19 protein-coding genes are annotated in these 16,605 nt (G+C 72.1%); 10 read left to right on the forward strand and 9 right to left on the reverse strand.

Features of this window, described 5'->3' with window-relative positions:
• The first annotated feature begins 11 nt into the window (after window positions 1–11).
• Together AC0I8G_RS12790 and AC0I8G_RS12795 are read left to right on the forward strand one after the other, a co-directional pair.
• Window positions 12–1,079: a Gfo/Idh/MocA family protein gene (locus AC0I8G_RS12790; RefSeq protein WP_471730252.1), complete on the forward strand. Its 1,068-nt coding sequence runs from the start codon at window positions 12–14 to the stop codon at window positions 1,077–1,079.
• Window positions 1,076–1,804: a ThuA domain-containing protein gene (locus AC0I8G_RS12795; RefSeq protein ID WP_380256584.1), complete on the forward strand. Its 729-nt coding sequence runs from the start codon at window positions 1,076–1,078 to the stop codon at window positions 1,802–1,804. The genes AC0I8G_RS12790 and AC0I8G_RS12795 overlap by 4 nt, the downstream gene beginning before the upstream one ends.
• Before the next feature lie 16 nt (window positions 1,805–1,820).
• Here AC0I8G_RS12795 and AC0I8G_RS12800 read toward each other — a convergent pair whose 3' ends face one another.
• Together AC0I8G_RS12800 and AC0I8G_RS12805 are read right to left on the reverse strand one after the other, a co-directional pair.
• Window positions 1,821–2,888, reverse strand: a complete 1,068-nt coding sequence (locus tag AC0I8G_RS12800; RefSeq protein WP_471730253.1) for a tRNA (adenine-N1)-methyltransferase — start codon at window positions 2,886–2,888, stop codon at window positions 1,821–1,823.
• Between the two features lie 37 nt (window positions 2,889–2,925).
• Complete coding sequence (locus tag AC0I8G_RS12805) at window positions 2,926–4,062, reverse strand: site-2 protease family protein (RefSeq protein WP_471730254.1); 1,137 nt, start codon at window positions 4,060–4,062, stop codon at window positions 2,926–2,928.
• Window positions 4,063–4,167: 105 nt separating this feature from the next.
• On the opposite strand from AC0I8G_RS12805, the gene AC0I8G_RS12810 reads away from it, so the two are divergent.
• On the forward strand, window positions 4,168–5,052 hold the full coding sequence (locus AC0I8G_RS12810) for a RecB family exonuclease (protein ID WP_471730255.1): 885 nt from the start codon (window positions 4,168–4,170) through the stop codon (window positions 5,050–5,052).
• A gap of 26 nt (window positions 5,053–5,078) precedes the next feature.
• On the opposite strand, the gene AC0I8G_RS12815 is transcribed toward AC0I8G_RS12810, so the two are convergent.
• The gene (locus tag AC0I8G_RS12815; RefSeq protein WP_471730256.1) at window positions 5,079–5,897 is read right to left on the reverse strand and encodes an alpha/beta fold hydrolase; all 819 of its coding nucleotides are present in this window, start codon (window positions 5,895–5,897) and stop codon (window positions 5,079–5,081) included.
• A 21-nt stretch (window positions 5,898–5,918) separates the two neighbouring features.
• Window positions 5,919–6,611 carry an HAD family hydrolase gene (locus tag AC0I8G_RS12820; RefSeq protein ID WP_471730257.1) on the reverse strand — a complete coding sequence of 231 codons (693 nt, stop codon included), beginning with the start codon at window positions 6,609–6,611 and terminating at the stop codon, window positions 5,919–5,921.
• Window positions 6,612–6,648: 37 nt separating this feature from the next.
• Here AC0I8G_RS12820 and AC0I8G_RS12825 point away from each other — a divergent pair, with 37 nt between their 5' ends.
• The 6 genes from AC0I8G_RS12825 (at window position 6,649) to AC0I8G_RS12850 (ending at window position 11,408) form a co-directional block, all read left to right on the forward strand.
• Window positions 6,649–7,500: a PAC2 family protein gene (locus AC0I8G_RS12825; RefSeq protein ID WP_328296081.1), complete on the forward strand. Its 852-nt coding sequence runs from the start codon at window positions 6,649–6,651 to the stop codon at window positions 7,498–7,500.
• A gap of 107 nt (window positions 7,501–7,607) precedes the next feature.
• Window positions 7,608–8,072, forward strand: coding sequence for a DUF805 domain-containing protein (locus tag AC0I8G_RS12830; RefSeq protein ID WP_471730272.1), 465 nt, complete (start codon window positions 7,608–7,610; stop codon window positions 8,070–8,072).
• Between the two features lie 118 nt (window positions 8,073–8,190).
• On the forward strand, window positions 8,191–8,820 hold the full coding sequence (locus tag AC0I8G_RS12835) for an AIM24 family protein (RefSeq protein WP_471730258.1): 630 nt from the start codon (window positions 8,191–8,193) through the stop codon (window positions 8,818–8,820).
• Window positions 8,820–9,488, forward strand: a complete 669-nt coding sequence (locus AC0I8G_RS12840; protein WP_471730259.1) for an AIM24 family protein — start codon at window positions 8,820–8,822, stop codon at window positions 9,486–9,488. The genes AC0I8G_RS12835 and AC0I8G_RS12840 overlap by 1 nt, the downstream gene beginning before the upstream one ends.
• A complete protein-coding gene (locus AC0I8G_RS12845; protein ID WP_471730260.1) occupies window positions 9,485–10,249 on the forward strand; it encodes an AIM24 family protein in 765 nt (254 codons plus the stop codon). Before AC0I8G_RS12840 ends, AC0I8G_RS12845 begins: the two co-directional genes overlap by 4 nt.
• A gap of 22 nt (window positions 10,250–10,271) precedes the next feature.
• Window positions 10,272–11,408 carry a dipeptidase gene (locus tag AC0I8G_RS12850; RefSeq protein WP_471730261.1) on the forward strand — a complete coding sequence of 379 codons (1,137 nt, stop codon included), beginning with the start codon at window positions 10,272–10,274 and terminating at the stop codon, window positions 11,406–11,408.
• 9 nt (window positions 11,409–11,417) lie between these two features.
• Here AC0I8G_RS12850 and mshC read toward each other — a convergent pair whose 3' ends face one another.
• Genes mshC through AC0I8G_RS12870 form a run of 4 tightly spaced genes read right to left on the reverse strand, consistent with a single transcriptional unit; the run spans window position 11,418 to window position 14,845 of the window.
• Entirely contained in the window at window positions 11,418–12,677 is a 1,260-nt protein-coding gene (gene mshC / locus AC0I8G_RS12855; protein WP_471730262.1) for a cysteine--1-D-myo-inosityl 2-amino-2-deoxy-alpha-D-glucopyranoside ligase, read from the reverse strand.
• Window positions 12,678–12,706: 29 nt separating this feature from the next.
• Window positions 12,707–13,555, reverse strand: a complete 849-nt coding sequence (locus AC0I8G_RS12860; RefSeq protein ID WP_471730273.1) for an SCO1664 family protein — start codon at window positions 13,553–13,555, stop codon at window positions 12,707–12,709.
• Window positions 13,552–14,100 carry a DUF3090 domain-containing protein gene (locus AC0I8G_RS12865; protein WP_471730263.1) on the reverse strand — a complete coding sequence of 183 codons (549 nt, stop codon included), beginning with the start codon at window positions 14,098–14,100 and terminating at the stop codon, window positions 13,552–13,554. The genes AC0I8G_RS12860 and AC0I8G_RS12865 overlap by 4 nt, the downstream gene beginning before the upstream one ends.
• A 10-nt stretch (window positions 14,101–14,110) precedes the next feature.
• On the reverse strand, window positions 14,111–14,845 hold the full coding sequence (locus AC0I8G_RS12870) for a histidine phosphatase family protein (RefSeq protein WP_471730264.1): 735 nt from the start codon (window positions 14,843–14,845) through the stop codon (window positions 14,111–14,113).
• Between the two features lie 137 nt (window positions 14,846–14,982).
• Here AC0I8G_RS12870 and corA point away from each other — a divergent pair, with 137 nt between their 5' ends.
• A complete protein-coding gene (gene corA, locus AC0I8G_RS12875; RefSeq protein WP_471730265.1) occupies window positions 14,983–15,984 on the forward strand; it encodes a magnesium/cobalt transporter CorA in 1,002 nt (333 codons plus the stop codon).
• A 45-nt stretch (window positions 15,985–16,029) separates the two neighbouring features.
• Here corA and AC0I8G_RS12880 read toward each other — a convergent pair whose 3' ends face one another.
• The gene (locus AC0I8G_RS12880; protein WP_471730266.1) at window positions 16,030–16,530 is read right to left on the reverse strand and encodes a CBM96 family carbohydrate-binding protein; all 501 of its coding nucleotides are present in this window, start codon (window positions 16,528–16,530) and stop codon (window positions 16,030–16,032) included.
• Window positions 16,531–16,605: the final 75 nt, after the last annotated feature.

Raw genomic sequence — 16,605 nt, forward strand, 5'->3', positions numbered from 1 at the left:
GTTTTCCGGACGTGGTCGACGGCGACGAGACGAAGCGAACCAGGATCATCCACGTCGGGCTGGGCGGGTGGGGAGGCGACTGGGAACGGCGGGCGATACCGCCGGTCCCCGAGGTCGACCGCGTCGCCATCGTCGACGCCCACGAACCGACCCTGCGCGCGGCGCAGAAGACGCTGGGCCTGCCCGACGAGATGTGCTTCTCGTCGGTGACCGAGGCCGCGGAGAACGTCCAGGCCGACGGTGCCCTCGTCACCGCGCCGATGGACTTCCACGTCCCGGTCACGCTGGAGGCCCTGGACGCCGGCCTCCACGTCCTGGTGGAGAAGCCGTTCGCCGGCACCGTGGCCGAGGCCCGGACGGCCGTCGAGCGGGCGGAGGAACTCGGCCTGGTCCTGCAGGTCAGCCAGAACTACCGCTTCTACCCGGGGGCGCAGACGGTGCGCAAGCTCATCGCCGACGGTGAGATCGGGGACCTCTCCGTCGTGCACGTCGACTTCCGCCGGTGGGACCACGACGCTCCCGTCGACAGCTACCGCCACTACCAGTTCCCGCACCCGCTGATCTACGACATGGCGATCCACCACTTCGACCTGCTGCGGATGACGACCGGCCGCGAAGCCGTCAGCGTCTACGCCAAGGTCACCGACCCCACGTGGAGCAAGTACGCCGAAGAGGCCTCCGCGGTGCTCGTCATCGAACTCGAGGGCGGGCTGGTCGCGAGCTACCGCGGGAGCTGGGTCTCGCGGGCCGAGCAGACCTTCTGGGACGGTGAGTGGAGCTTCGAGGGCGAGAAGGGCCTGGTGACGCTGGCCGGTCGTGGGGACCGGGGTCCGGTCGACGACGCCGTCACCCTCGGGCTCGGCGGGAAGCCGGCGAAACCCGTGACCCTGCCGGACATGCCGCTGTGGGGGCGCTCCGCCGGTCTGCGCCAGTTCGCCGCCGCCGTCCAGGGCGGAGCGGCCCCAGACGTCACGGGACGCTCCAACCTCGGCAGCGTCGCCCTCATGGAGGCCGCCGCCCGGTCCGCCTCCTCCGGGCAGGTCGAAGCCGTGGAACAGATCGGGGGGACCCTCGCGTGAAGGTGCTGGTCTGGAACGAAGGCGTCCACGAACGCAACCAGAACCCGCCGGACATCGGCGAGTACTACCCCGACGGCATCCACGGCGCCATCGCCGCCGGGCTGCGGCGACTGCTGCCCGACGCCGAGGTCTCCACCGCGACGCTGGCGGACCCCGAGCACGGTCTCAGCGAGGAGGTCCTCGCGAGCACCGACGTCGTCCTCTGGTGGGGCCACGTCGCCCACGACCAGGTCGACGACGCCGTCGTCGAACGCGTCAAGGCGCACGTGCTGGGGGGCATGGGGCTCCTCGCCCTGCACTCCGCGCACTTCTCGAAGATCTTCCGGAACCTGCTCGGCACCACGTGCTCGCTGGCCTGGCGGAACGAGGGCGAGCAGGAGCTCGTCTGGAACGTGAAACCGTCCCACCCCATCGCGCAGGGGATCCCCAGCCCCATCGTCATCCCGAAGCAGGAGATGTACGGGGAACTCTTCGACATCCCCGACCCCGACGACCTGCTGTTCATCAGCTCGTTCGCCGGGGGCGAGGTGTTCCGCTCCGGGGTGACCTTCACCCGCGGTCGCGGGCGCATCTTCTACTTCAGCCCCGGTGACCAGGAGTACCCCGTCTACCAGCAGCCCGAGATCCAGCAGGTGCTGGCCAACGGGGTGCGGTGGGCCGCTCCGGCCCCCGGCGAGCGTCAGGTGCCGGGGGTCACGAACCCGCCCCGGCAGTGGGTGCTCTGACGCCCGCCGGCTGAGCTCACTCCTCGGTCGGCTCCTGGGCGGCCGCGGAGGCCTCGGCGCCCCGGGCGGCCTCACGGGCCGCCTTGCGCACCTTGCGGTCGGAGACGGGACGGTCGCCGTACTCGGTGCCGTCCTCCTCGTTCGCCTCGACCTGGTCGCCCGGTTCGACCGCGAGGTCGTCGGGGGCCTCCGTCGCCACGGGAGGGGTGGGGTAGGCCCCCGGCGCGGGACGGCGCTTGCGCAGCGGCGGTTTCACCCCGTCGGCGAGGCGGCGGGTGGTGATGAGGAAACCGGTGTGCCCGATCATCCGGTGCTGCGGACGCACGGCCAGACCCTCGAGGTGCCAGCCGCGCACCATCGACTCCCACGCCTCGGGTTCCGTCCAGCGGCCGGAGTCGCGGGCCGCCTCGGCGACGCGGGAGAGCTGCGTGGCCGTCGCGACGTAGCAGATCAGCACCCCGCCGGGCGCCATCGCATCGGCGACCGCGTCCAGGCACTCCCAGGGCGCGAGCATGTCCAGGACGGCGCGGTCGGCCTGCAGCCCCACCCCCGGCAGGGTCTCCACCAGGTCACCCACGCGCAGCGTCCACGCGGGGTGGCCGCCGCCGAAGAACGTCTCCACGTTCCCCGTCGCGACGTCGGCGAAGTCCTGGCGTCGTTCGAAGGAGTGCACCTGACCGCCGTCGCCGACGGCCCGCAGCAGCGACATCGTCAGCGCACCGGACCCCACACCGGCCTCGATGACGACCGCGCCGGGGAAGATGTCGGCCATCGCCACGATCTGCCCCGCGTCCTTGGGGTAGACGACCGCAGCACCGCGGGGCATCGAGAGGACGAAGTCCGGCAGCAGCGGCCGCATCACCAGGTACTGGATGCTCGCGGTGTTCACGATGGTCGTCCCGTCGGGACGGCCGATGAGGTCGTCGTGCAGGAACTTGCCGCGGTGGGTGTGGAACTCCTTGCCCGCGGTGAGGGTGATGGTGTGCATCCGGCCGCGGGGGTCGGTGAGCTGCACGCGCTCCCCCTCGCGCAGAGGTCCGCGACGCGTGTGCGCGCCGGTCGGCGGCGGGGCGGGGGTGTTCACAGGAGGTCCTTCCAGCGGGGGCGTTCGGGGAGGTGGATCAGCGGGCCGTGACGGCCTGGATGACGTCGGAGGTGTGCAGCAGACCGCGCACCCGGCCCTGACCGTCGATGATGACGTGCTCACCGGGACGGACCTGGACGGCGTCGAGCAGGTCCTCGCCGGCGAGGTCCTCGGCCAGCCACGCGCGCGGCGGCAGGGCCCGGGCGGTCGCCCCGGCGCCCAGCGAGGTGCGACGTTCGGCGGGCACCGAGCGCAGCGCCGTGGTGTCGACGACGGCCACGGGTACGCCGTCGTCGGTGACGAGGACGACCTCGAGGTCGCGCTGCGTCCCCGCCGTCGCACCGGCGTCGATCGCGGCGCGGGCCGAGCGCACGACCTCCTCGACGGTGGCCCGGGCGTTCACCCCGATCGCCGGGCGCTGCAGCACCCGCGCGCTCAGCGCCGGCACCCGACGCTGCTGGGTCGCGTACTTCAGGGCACCCGAGGCCCCCTGCCACAGCAGCGAACCGACGAGGCCCGCCCAGACGACGTCGGTGATGGACGTGCCGAAGCCCAGCAGCCGCGGGCCGAAGAGCGCCCCCACGAAGACGACCACCGCGAGGACCCGCCCGACCCAGCCGGCGACGACGGTCCCCGCGAGCCGGTCGCCGCGGACCTTCCAGACGACGGCCTCCAGCGCGTGCCCACCGTCCAGCGGGAGCCCGGGCAGCAGGTTGAAGACGGCCAGCAGCGCGTTCGACAACGTCAGGGCCCCCAGCAGCAGTCCGGCGACCCCACCGCCGTCGGGCTGGTCCCGCACGGCGCCACCGACCTGCCACGCCACCAGGGCGATGACCGCGTTGACGATGGGACCGACGACCGCGATGACCAGGCTGCTGCCCGGTCCGGTGCGGCCCTCGTGGGAGGTGAACCCGCCCCACACGTTGAGGACGATGCCGGTGACGCGCATGCCGGACCACTTCGCCGCCAGGGCGTGCGCGACCTCGTGCAGCAGGACCGAGATCAGCAACAGCACCGCGTAGCCGAAGGCGACGACGTAGGACGTCGGACCCGCGACCTGGCGCTGGACGACCGGAGCGAAGATCACGACGATGAGCGCCGCGAACAGGAACCACGAGGGCGCCAGCAGCAGCGGTACGCCGAACGGGCGGCCGAGACGTATGCCGCCCCTCACGATGCCGATCTCAGGGTGCAGCGGTCGACGAGCATCCGCCGATCCTAGGTGCCCCGCGACGTCGCTCAGATCGGGGACCACCCGGCTGCGCCCTAGAGTGAGATCGTGACCACCGGCGTGCAGCAGGTCGACTCACCCCGGCGGGCGCTGTCGCCCTCGCGCGCAGCCGACTTCATGCAGTGCCCGTTGCTCTACCGCTACCGCACGATCGACCGGCTGCCGGAGGCCCCCACCGAGGCCGCCGTGCGCGGCACCGTCGTGCACGCCGTCCTCGAGCGCCTCTACGACCTCCCGGCCACCGAACGCACCCTGGAACAGGCCTGCGCGATGGTGGAACCGCAGTGGCAGGAACTCCTCGACCGCGAACCCCGGGTGCGGGCCCTCTTCGGTGCCGACGCCGACCGCGACGACGCCGTCGCGGAGGCGCTCACGGGCTGGCTGGCCAGCGCCCGCACGCTGCTCGGCAAGTACTTCGACCTCGAGGACCCCACTCGCCTCGAACCTGAGGCCTGCGAGCTGCGGGTCGAGGTCGACCTCGAGAACGGCCTGGTGCTGCGCGGCATCGTCGACCGCCTCGACGTCGCCCCCACCGGGGAGATGCGCGTCGTCGACTACAAGACCGGCCGCGCGCCCTCCGAGGCCTTCGAGACCAAGGCGCTGTTCCAGATGCGCTTCTACGCCCTCGTCCTGTGGCGCATGCGGGGTGAGGTCCCCCGACTGCTGCAGCTCGTCTACCTGGGATCCGGTGAGATCCTCCGCTACGCCCCCGACGAAGGCGACCTGCTGGCCACCGAGCGCAAGGTGAAGGCCCTGTGGGACGCCATCGAACGCAACCGGGCAGCGGGCGACTGGCGGCCGAGACCGGGACGGATGTGCTCGTGGTGCGACCACAAGGCGATCTGCCCCAGCTTCGGCGGGACACCCCCGCCGCTGCCGCTGGAGACCCCCGTGGTGCGCGAACCCGTCGAGGTCCCGGGCCTGGACGAGTAGGCCGACCGGTCGGGCGAGCACCGCCGTCACAGGTCGCGGGTGAACCGCCCGAACCGCTCGACCGCCGCAGGGACGTCCCAGCTGTGCCAGGCACCGGCCAGTTCCTCCGACACCGCACCCGGCACCTCGCGCACGATCCGTTCCGCGGCCCGGGTCATCACGGGGAACGTCTGCTCTCCGACCACGGCCAGTACCGGCAGTTCCCTTCCCAGGAGCTCGCCGAGGTTCCCGCTTGCGGCCCACACCAGCGACTCACCGTCGGCGCGGTAGGCGGGGGCCTGGGCGACGAACTGCGGGTAGAACGGCATCTGCTCGAGGCCGGCGCGGAACTCCGCCGGCATGTCCCGCACGTACTCCGCCGCAGCCGCGGCGAGCTCCCCCGCGTCGAGGAGACGGCTGACGTCGTCGTGCCAGCCCTGCACCTTCGCCAGGTCCTCCTGCTCGTCCAGCGGCGCCTCCCACAGGACCAGCCCGTCCACGGGCACGCCCCGCGCAGCGGCCGCCAACGCGATCGAACAGCCGGAGGAGTGCCCGACCAGGACGGCGTGACCACCGACCTCCGCGACCAGGGCGGCGACGGCGGCGAGTTCACGGTCCAGGGTGACGTCACCGACCGCGGGACTCTCACCCCGCCCGACCCGGTCGTGCACGACGGTGGTGAACCCCGCCTCCGCCAGGCCCCGGGCGGTCGCGGTCGTCTGCGGGTCCATGGCGCGGTAGGGCCCGGCACCGGCGACGAAGACGATCGCCGGCCCGCTCCCGTACCGGTCGAAGGTGACGAGGTCGCCGCGGTCCGTGGTGAGGTCGCTCATGCCACTGCGACCCGCCGCGCCGCGGGAACTCATCGGTCGTCCCCCTCGACGGGGCTACAGGGTGTCGAGGACCCGCCCCGCAGCGATCGCCCCCAGCGCCGCGACGTCCACCTCGGCCAGCGACGCCACCCGGCTCCGCCCCGCCGCCGCGGGGATCGGCACCATGTGCGGGCACGCCAGCACGTGCGCCCCGGCCGCCTCACCCGACGCGACCCCCGTCGGGGAGTCCTCGATGGCCACGCAATCCCCCGGCGCGACCCCCAGCAGCTCCGCCGCCCGCAGGTACGGGTCCGGCGCCGGTTTGCCCCGCGCCACCTCGTCACCCGCCACGACGACCGCGAACGCACCCGGCACCATCCGCGCCACCGTCTCGGCCAGGCTCCGGTACGACATCGTCACCAACGCGCACGGAACCCCCGCCGCCGACAGCGAACCCAGCAGCTCCACCGCGCCCGGCCGCCACACCACCGCGGCGCTCACCTGCGCGATGACCGCCTCGATCAGCTCGTCCACGACCGCGACCGGATCCAGCCGGACCCCCGTCGCGCGCTCGACGTGCTCGGCCAGGACACGCCCCGAATCGGGCAGCGCACTCCCCACCAGCTGCAACGCCTGCTCGTGCGTCCAGGTCGCGCCGTACCGACCCACCAGCGCCGTCTCGGCCGCGATCCAGTGCGGTTCGGTGTCCACGAGGGTCCCGTCCATGTCCCACAGGACAGCGGCGGGAACGGGCGCGGGTGTCGTCATGTCGGGCTCCATCGGTACCGGAGTCTAGGGTTGACCCGTGCCAGAGCAGCGTGTGGTCCTGCGCGATCCCGTCGTGATCGCGGCCTTCGAGGGGTGGAACGACGCCGGCGAGGCCGCCAGCGAAGCCGTCGCCCACCTGCACGAGGTGTGGAACGCCGTCGACGTCATGGAGTTCGACACCGAGCTCTACCACGACTTCCAGGTCAACCGGCCGACCGTCCACTACGACGAGAACGGCCGCCGCCAGCTCACCTGGCCCACCACCCGCGTCTCCTACGCCCTGCTGCCCGACGCCCCCCGCGACGTCCTCCTCGTCCGCGGCATCGAACCGTCGATGCGCTGGAAGACCTACGCCCGCGAGGTCGTCGAGCAGGCCCAGGCCCACGGCGCCTCCCTCGTCGTCACCCTCGGCGCGCTCCTCGCCGACGTGCCCCACACCCGCCCGCTGCCCGTCACCTCCAGCAGCGAAGACCCCGACCTCGTCGAGAAGCTCGACATCGAACCCGCCCGCTACGAAGGCCCCACCGGCATCGTCGGCGTCGTCCAGGACGCCGTCGCCACCGCCGGCATCCCCTCCATCTCCCTCTGGGCCGCCGTCCCCCACTACGTGGGGCAGCCGCCCTCGCCCAAGGGCACCCTCGCCCTGCTGCGACGCGTCGAAGAACTCCTCGACCTCGCCGTCCCCCTCGGCGACCTCGTCGAGGACTCCCGAGCCTGGGAACGCGGCGTCGACGAACTCGCCGCCGAGGACAGCGAGATCGCCGAGTACGTCCAGCAGCTCGAAGAGGCCAAGGACACCGCCGACCTCCCCGAAGCCTCCGGCGAAGCCATCGCCCGTGAGTTCGAGCGCTACCTCCGCCGACGCGACGACCCACCGCGGCGGGGCTGACCGGGTGACACGCCTGTGACCTTCCCCCGCCAATCCCATGATCACGCCATGATGGGACCGTGCGCCACGGACCTCCCGGGCGTCGCAGAGGGGACGACGAAGTGAACATGGTCGATGCCGTCAAGCACGGCTTCTTGAACTACGCCCGCTTTTCGGGCCGGGCCCGGCGGTCGGAGTTCTGGTTCTGGACCCTGTTCACCTTCCTGGTGAGCATCGTGGCCTCCGTCCTGGACCGGGTCCTCGGCACCGGGTTCGCCACCCAGTACGGCGAGAGCGGCGGCGTCGTCCAGACCATCACCGGCCTCGCCCTGCTCGTCCCCGGTCTCGCCGTGTCCTGGCGCCGCCTGCACGACATCGGCCGGTCCGGGGCGTGGTATCTCACCCTGCTCATCCCGCTCGCCAACATCGTCTTCCTCGTCATCCTCGTCGTCTGGGCGTGCAAGGACAGCCAGCCCGGCCAGAACCAGCACGGCCCCAACCCCAAGGGGATCGGTGGCGGGTACGGGGAGTTCCCCGGCCAGCCCCCGCAGTTCGGCGGACCGAGCCAGTACGGCCAGCCCGGCCAGTTCTGAGACCACCACCGCAGGGGCGACCACGACGACGTGGTCGCCCCTGCGGCGTTCTCGCCCTGGACGGGAAGATCACGTCATGATGGGCTGACGGCACGACGACGACGACCGAGGAGGCCCCGTGTCCTGGCGGCTGGAAACACCACGTGTCCTCGTGGTCGACCTCGACGGGTCCAAGGGCAGCGCCGTGCGCGCCCAGACCGGCTCGATGGTCGCCTACGAAGGCGACGTCCAGTTCAAGAACGCCGGCATGGGCGGCGGCGGCGGACTCCGCGCCGCCCTCAAGCAACGCGTCACCGGCGAACACCTCTCCCTCATGGAGGTCACCGGCCGCGGCACCGTCCACTTCGCCGTGAACGCCGGCTACCTCCTCCTCCTCGACCTCGCCGGCGACACCCTCAAAGCCGAGTCCGAAGGCCTCCTCTGCCTCTCCGACGGCCTCAAGACCGACGTCACCTTCACCGGCCTCCAAGGCGCCTCCAGCGGCCAGGGCCTCTTCACCACCACCGTCACCGGGCACGGCCAAGCCGCCCTGCTCTCCCTCGGCGGCCCACCGATCGCGCTGCGCGTCAGCCCCCAGTTCCCCCTCGTCGTCGACCCCGACGCCTACATCGGCGCGGTCGGCAACGTCACCCAGTCCTTCGTCACCGACGTCTCCTGGCGCAACCTCATCGGCGAGAGCTCCGGAGAAGCGTTCTCCCTGCGCTTCGAAGGCCAGGGCATCGTCTACATCCAGCCCGAGGAGCGCTGATGGGCTTCACCAAGGTCACCTCCAAGGTCGTCCTCGCCGAGGTCCGCCCCGGCCAGGAGGTCCTCGCCCGCCGCGGCGCCATGCTCGCCACCACCGGCACCATCGCCTTCTCCCCCGTCGTCGGCGGGCCCGGCGGCGGCGCCTACGGCGGTGGGATCGCCTCGGCGCTCGCCCGCGGCATGCAGGGCGAGGCCGTCCCGCTGATGGTGGCCGAGGGCAACGGTTCCGTCCACTACGGCTACCACGGCCACCACGTCACGGTCGTCGACCTCGACGGGTCGCAGGCGATGTCCGTCGAGGCGGACCGGTTGCTCGCCCACGACGCCGGCATGTCGAGCTCGGTCGTGTTCCTCGGCCAGCAGGGCGGCCTGCGCGGTGCCGTCCGCGGGGCGGTGACGGGCCAGGGGCTGTTCACGACGCAGCTCTCCGGCCGGGGTTCCGTGGCCGTCCTCTCCCACGGCGGGACGTTCGCGCTGCAGGTGGGCGGCAACCGACAGGTCGTCGTCGACCCGCAGGCCTACGTCGCCCACGTCGGCAACCTCCGCCTCGACGTCGCGACGGCGGTGTCCTGGCGCGACGCCGTCGGCCGTGGATCGGGTGAGGGCGTGCAACTCAAGGTGTCCGGCGAAGGAACCGTCTACGTCCAGGCGAGCGAGGAGAAGCTGTGAACCCGACCCCGCTGGACCCGCAGACGCTGCCGGACCACGACAACCTCCCGGACAACCCCTACGCCTACTGCGTGAAGCTCACCGGTCCACTGTTCATGCAGACCGGAACGATGATCGCCTACTACCCCGTGGGCGGCGGGACGATCCGCTTCGAACCGCTGACCGCGACGTCGATGACGGCCATGGTCGCCAGCCACTTCTCCTCCCCCCTCTACAGCCGGGACTGGGTCGTCGCCAACGGTCAGGGACACGTGATCCTGGGCGACCGCGGGTACGACATCAACTCCTACGACCTCGACGACGGGAACCTCACCGTCCGCGCCGCGAACCTGCTCGCCTTCGACGCCGGGCTGGAACTCAAGGAGTCCATCATCCCCGGGTTCCTCACCCTGCTGGGGACGGGGAAGTTCCTGGCCAGTTCCTCGGGCCCGGTCATCTTCGTGGAACCGCCCGTCCGGGTGGATCCCGAGGCCCTCGTGGGGTGGGCCGACTGCCCCGCCCCCTCGCAGCACTTCGACGCCGGCTGGATGGGGCACTTCCTCGGCGCCGCACGGGGAGCGCTGTTCGGGACGCGGTCGGGCGAAGAACGCCAGTACGACTTCACCGGCTCCGGGACGGTCCTGCTGCAGAGTTCCGAGCGGATGCTCGAGGACCCGCAGGTCGTGCGCCGACTCGAGGCCGAGGTGCGTCAGCTCGGTCCGAACCAGCTGCAGCACCTCTCCGGGGTCATCCAGGCCCAGATCCAGCAACAGCGGCAGTGATCCCGCGGGTAGGTTCGACCGGGTGATCGACCTGCCGGAACTGCTGCGCACGCACCCCGTCCTCGACGGCCACAACGACCTGCCCTGGCGGATCCGCGAGGAGTTCGGCTCCGACCCCGCCGCCGCGGGACTCGCGGCGGGCCGGGAGGCCCTGCACACCGACATCCCCCGGATGCGCGCCGGCGGGCTCGGCGCGCAGTTCTGGTCGGTGTTCGTCCCCTCGGACTGGGACCACCCCGCCGCGGTGACGGCGACCTTCGAGCAGATCGACGTCGTGCGGCGCACGGTGACCACCCACCCCGACGTCTTCGCGTGGACCCCGACCGCCGCCGACGTGCGCACCGCGATCTCCGCGGGACGCATCGCCTCGTTGATCGGCGCCGAAGGCGGGCAGAGCATCGCCGGTTCCCTCGGGGTTCTGCGCGAACTGCGCCGGGCCGGGCTCGCCTACCTGACGCTGACGCACAACGACAACACCGCGTGGGCGGCCTCCGCCACGGGAGAACCGGTCGACTTCGGCCTCACGCACTTCGGCCGGGACGTCGTGCGCGAGATGAACCGCACCGGGGTCCTCGTCGACCTCTCCCACGTGCACGAACGGACCATGCACGACGCTCTGGACGTCACCACCCGCCCGGCGATCTTCTCGCACTCCTCCACCCGGGCCGTCACCGACGTCCCGCGCAACGCCCCCGACGCCGTCCTGGAACGGTTGCGGGACAACGGTGGCGTCCTCATGGTCACGTTCGTCCCCCCGTTCGTGAACGCGTCCTGCGCCGAGCACCGCGCCGCAGCCGCCGCCGAACAGGCACGCCTCGGCCTGAGCGGCGCCCCCTACGACCCCGTCGGTGCGCAGGAACCCGTGGCGGACTTCGCCTCCTGGCTGGAGCGCCACCCCCGTCCGCGGGCGACCGTGGCCGACGTGGCGGACCACGTCGACCACGCCCGTGACGTCATGGGCGCCGCGCACGTCGGCCTCGGCGGCGACTACGACGGCACCGACGAACTGCCCGTCGGCCTCGAGGACGTCTCCGGCTACCCGAACCTGCTGCGGGAACTGGCCGTCCGCGGCTGGTCCGCCGCGGAACTCGCCGGTCTCACCAGCGCCAACGCGCTGCGCGTCCTGGAGGACGCGCAGGACGGCACCAGCGTCGACTGAGCCCCGACGTCAGGGCAGGACGACACCGAGCAGGGCGGAGACGGTGCGACGCACCAGGTCCGGCGCCGCGGCGTCGTCACCCGGCTCCGCCGTCGCGGCCTCGACCCACGCGTCGACCGTCGCGACCGCGCCCGGCGCGTCGAGGTCGTCGGCCAGGCGCGCACGGACCGTGGCGAGGAGTTCCTCGGCCGCGGGTCCGCTCGCCGCGGAGACCGCGGAGTTCCAGCGGGCGTACCGCGCCCGGGCCTCGGCCAGGACCTCGTCGGTCCACTCCCACTCGGCGCGCCAGTGGTGGGCGACGATGGCCAACCGCACGACCGCCGCCGGTACCCCCGCGGCGACGAGCTTCGAGACGAGCACCAGGTTCCCCTTGGACTTGCTCATCTTCTCGCCGTCGAGGGCCACCATCCCCGAGTGCGCGTACGCGCGGGCGAAGGGACGCGACTCCGGCCGCAGCAGGTGCGCGTGGGCCGCGCCCATCTCGTGGTGCGGGAAGACCAGGTCGCTGCCTCCACCCTGGACGTCGATCGGCATCCCCAGGTGCTGCAGGGCGATCGCGGTGCACTCGATGTGCCAGCCGGGACGGCCGCGTCCGAGGACACCCCCGTCCCAGGCGGGTTCACCGGGACGTTCGACGCGCCAGAGCAACGGGTCCAGCGCGTTCCGCTTGCCCGGACGCTGCGGGTCGCCGCCCCGTTCGGCGGAGAGTTCCAGCATGGTCTCGAGGTCGTAACCCCCGACGGTGCCGAACGCCACGTCGGAGTCCACCGGGAAGTACACGTCGCCGTCGGGGCCGCCGTCCACGCCCGCCACCCGGTAGGCCGCGCCGGCGTCGAGGAGGTCGCGCACCGCGGCGGAGACCAGGTCGACGGCCTCCACGACACCGAGGTACTCCTGCGGCGGGACGACCGACAGGGCCGTCATGTCCCCGCGGAACAACTCGATCTGGGACCGGGCCAGGTCGCGCCAGTCGACGCCCGTCGCCTCGGCCCGTTCGAGCAGCGGGTCGTCGACGTCGGTCACGTTCTGCACGTAGCGGACCTGCAGGCCCGCGTCCCGCCAGGCCCGGCCCAGCAGGTCGAAGGCCACGTAGGTGTTGGCGTGCCCCAGGTGCGTCGCGTCGTAGGGCGTGATGCCGCAGACGTAGAGCGTCGCCGTCCCCGACTCCGGGCCGACGGGCACGAGTCCCCCGCTCGAGGTGTCGTGCAGGAGGACGCGGGGGCCCCGACCGGGGAGGGTCGGGACTTCGGGGACGGGCCAGGAACGCACGACCCGAACCTACCTGGCCCGGGGAACGCTCAGAACGGCGGCCACGGGATCGTGCGGTGGCCCCGCGCCCGGGGCAACCGGTCCGCCTGCAGCAACTGCTCGGTGCGCTCGAGGGTCGCGACGACCTCTTCGACGCTCAGGAGCTCACCCAGCAGCGCTCCGAGGGAGCCGTTCAGGTCGGCCAGCAGGCCGGCGAGGACCTCGCGCTCCTCGGCCAGCAGGTGGCTCCCGCCGAACCCCCAGAGGACGGTCCGCAGTTTGGGTTCCTCGTGGAACGTCAGACCGTGGTCCACCCCGTGGACGGCCCCCGACCAGCCGGGCAGCACGTGCCCGCCCTTGCGGTCGGCGTTGTTGAGCACGACGTCCAGGACGGCGATGTGCCGCAACCGCAGATCGTCGGCGTGGACGAGGGCCACCGGCCGACCCGCACCGTCCTCGGCCTGCAGCACGGTGTGCCAGCCGTCCGCCACCCGGCGCGGCGCGACGATGTCGATGAGGCCCGCCCCGGCCGACGGCAGCACCACCTCGTCGGGGTCGGCGGGGTCCGCGCCGTCCTGCTGCAACCAGAGCTGGACGGACCCCGGACCGAGCGGCCCGTCGCGGAACACGGTGGGCGGCACCACGTTCCAGCCCGTCACCGTGGACACCGCGTACGACGCGACCTCACGTCGCGCCAGCGTCTCGTCGGGGAAGTCCCACAGCGGGCGTTCCCCCGCGACCGGCTTGTAGACGCACGCGAGTTCGCCGTCGGCACCGTCGACGACGGCGTAGAGCGTCGCGTTCGAGGCGTCCACGAGCCGGCCGCGCACCTCGATCTCCCCCGCCACCAGCCGGGCCAGGGCGTCCTGCTCGGCGACGCCCGCGAACGTCCCGTTCAGCGTCGGTACCCGTTCGCGCGCGGGCAGATGTGCCCGACGGGATCCAGCGGACCCGCGCAGAACGGGCACGGCGGACGACCGGCCGCGACGAGGGCCAGGGCACGGCTGGCGAAGGCCCGTGCCGTCGTCCCGTCCAGCGAGACCCGCAGCAGGTTCCGGTCCGGGGTCAGGTCCGGGACCTCCGGGTCCACGTCCTCCTCCGACGCCTCGAAGCACTCGATGACCACGACGTCGCGTTCGCCGTCCCAGGCCAGGCTCATCGTGCCGACCCGGAACTCCTCGTCGATGGGGACGTCGAGCGGCGCGGTGTCCTCCGACCCCGCGGCGGGCATCGCGGGAACGGGAGCCTGACCGCCGGAACGGCGCACGATCTCGTCGAGGAGTTCGCCGACACGTTCGGCCAGGGCGGACACCTGCGTCTTCTCCAGCGAGACCGACGTGAGGCGCTTCCCGCCCCGGGCCTGCAGGAAGAACGTCCGAGCCCCGGGCTCGCCGACGGTGCCCGCCACGAAGCGTTCGGGCGGGTCGTACTCGTACACGGGCATGGTGGCGACCCTACGCCGCGCCGGTGCTACCACCGACGACCGCGTCCGAGGACGCCTCGGCCCGCTTGCCCGCACGTCGGGTGCGCTTCTTGGCCGGGGCGAAACCGGCCAGGTCGCCGCCGGAGTCGTTCACGCGGATCACGAACGGTCGCAGCGGTGCGTAGCGGATGACCGACACCGAGCACGGGTCGGCGGAGATCCGCTGGAAGAGGTCGAGGTGCATGCCGAGGGCGTCGGCGAGGATCGCCTTGATGACGTCCCCGTGCGTCACCGCGACCCAGACCGCGTCGTCACCGTGCTCGGCCGCGACACGGGCGTCGTGTTCACGGATCGCCGCCACGGCCCGGTGCTGCATCGTCGCGAGTCCCTCGCCCTCGGGACCGGGGAACACCGCGGCGGAGGGGTGCGACTGCACCGTGCGCCACAACGGCTCCTTGGCCAGGTCCTTGATCGCCTTCCCGGTCCAGTCGCCGTACTTGCACTCCCCCAGCCGGTCCTCGGTGAGCACGTCGGGCCGCGGGCCGGACGGCCCGTCGAGGGAGCGGAGCTCGCCGGCGGTCTCCTGGCAGCGTTCCAGCGGTGAGACGACGAAGGAGGCCACTGTGACCGGGGCCAACCGTCGCGCCAGCGCCTGCGCCTGTCCCCGGCCGACGTCGTCGAGGTGCACGTCGGGGGTCCACCCGGCGAGGACGCCGGCGGTGTTGGCGGTGCTGCGGCCGTGGCGGACGAGCAGGAGGGTCGGCACCCCCCCAGCTTATGGGCTTCATCGTGTGCGGTATTCACGGCGGCGCGGGTTGGTAAAGCGTACGGATTGGCTCCGGTAACTGAATTTCCCAAGCTGTTGGTCGAGCCGGAAGACCGTGACGGGGGCACGATGTGCTCGTGATCGTGGACGTGGCCACCTACCAGGACGGCAAGCGCTCGGAGGTGGACGGCCTCACCGCCGGCCTGGACTCCTGTCGGGACACCGACGACGGATTCCTCTGGGTCGTGCTCCAGGACCCCACCGCGGAGGAGCTGTCAGAGGTCGGCAGGGAGCTGCACCTGCACCGCCTCGCCGTCGAGGACGCCGTGACCGGGCACCAGCGCCCGAAGGTCGAGCGGTACGGGGACACGGTCTTCGTGGTCCTGAAGGTCCTCTCCTACTTCGACGAGACCTCCAGCGTCGAGACCAGCGAACTCATGATGTTCGTCGCGGAGCGCTTCGTCGTCACCGTCCGCCGCGGCGACACCGGGCCGGCCTACGACGTCCGGGACACCGTGCGGCGGGATCCGCACCGGCTGAAGCTCGGTCCCAAGGCCGTCATGCACGCCGTGATGGAACACGTCGTCGGCGAGTACACCCGCATCGACGACGAGCTCGAACGCGACGTCGAGCAGATGGAGGAGCAGGTCTTCTCCCCCGACCGTTCCTCCGACGCCCAGCGGATCTACTCCCTCAAACGGGAGGTCCTCGAGGTCCGCCGCGCTGCGGTGCCCCTCGTCGCCCCGCTCAAGGCCCTGGTCAGCGACGACCACGAGCCCGACCACGAGCCCGAGACCGGGCACCACGTGCTCGACCAGCAGGCGCGGTTCGTCCTGCGCGACGTGCTGGACAACCTGACCCGGACCGTCGAGCACGTGGAGAGCTACGACCGTCTGCTCACCGACATCCTCAACGCCCACCTCGCGCAGGTCTCGGTGCGCCAGAACGACGACATGCGCAAGATCTCGGCGTGGGCGGCCATCGCCGCGGTCCCGACGTTGGTGGCCGGTGTGTACGGCATGAACTTCCAGCACATGCCGGAGCTCTCCTGGCGCTACGGCTACCCCGGCTGCGTGCTGTTCATGGTGGCCGTCTGCTTCGGTCTGTTCCGGGTGTTCAAACGGTCGGGCTGGTTGTAGGAACCAGCCCGACCGTCGGGATCGTGCGTCAGGAGCCGCCGGGCGTCAGCTCCAGGTGAGGACCAGCTGCGGGCGCAGGTTCGCGTCCTTGTTCTCGCTCGACCACAGCCACAGGCTGTCGCCGCCCAGGGCGTCGACGGCCAGGCTCTGGGTCTTGCCGAGGACGGGGGTCAGCGGCGCGACGTCCAACGCGACGTCGTAGGCGGAGTTCACCTTCGCGCCGGCCGCGACCTGGCCGAGCAGGGCCCCGGAGGCGGGCACCTTGTTGTTCCAGTTCATGCTCTGCTCCTTCCAGCTGTTGGAGGCGAGGCGGACCTGGTGGGCGTTGGCCGAGGCCGACAACGGGTCGGAGGCGGTGTGCACGCGCAGGGTGGCTCCGGTGAGCTTCTTGCCGGCCGGGGCGGCCGGCAGGTCGAAGCGCAGGTAGGCGCGGGCACCGGGGCGCGAGACCAGCAGCGGGTCGCTGCCGTACTCGGTCCCGGGGGCACCCTCGTTGGCGTACGTGTCGGCGATCGGGGCGAGGGTCGTGGTGGTGGGCTTCGACACCGGCGTGACGGGAGCGGTCGTGACGGGGGCCGGGGTCGTCGGGGCCGGAGCGGACGACGTGTGGGTCAAGCTCGC

Source organism: Kineococcus sp. AC630 (assembly GCF_979255925.1).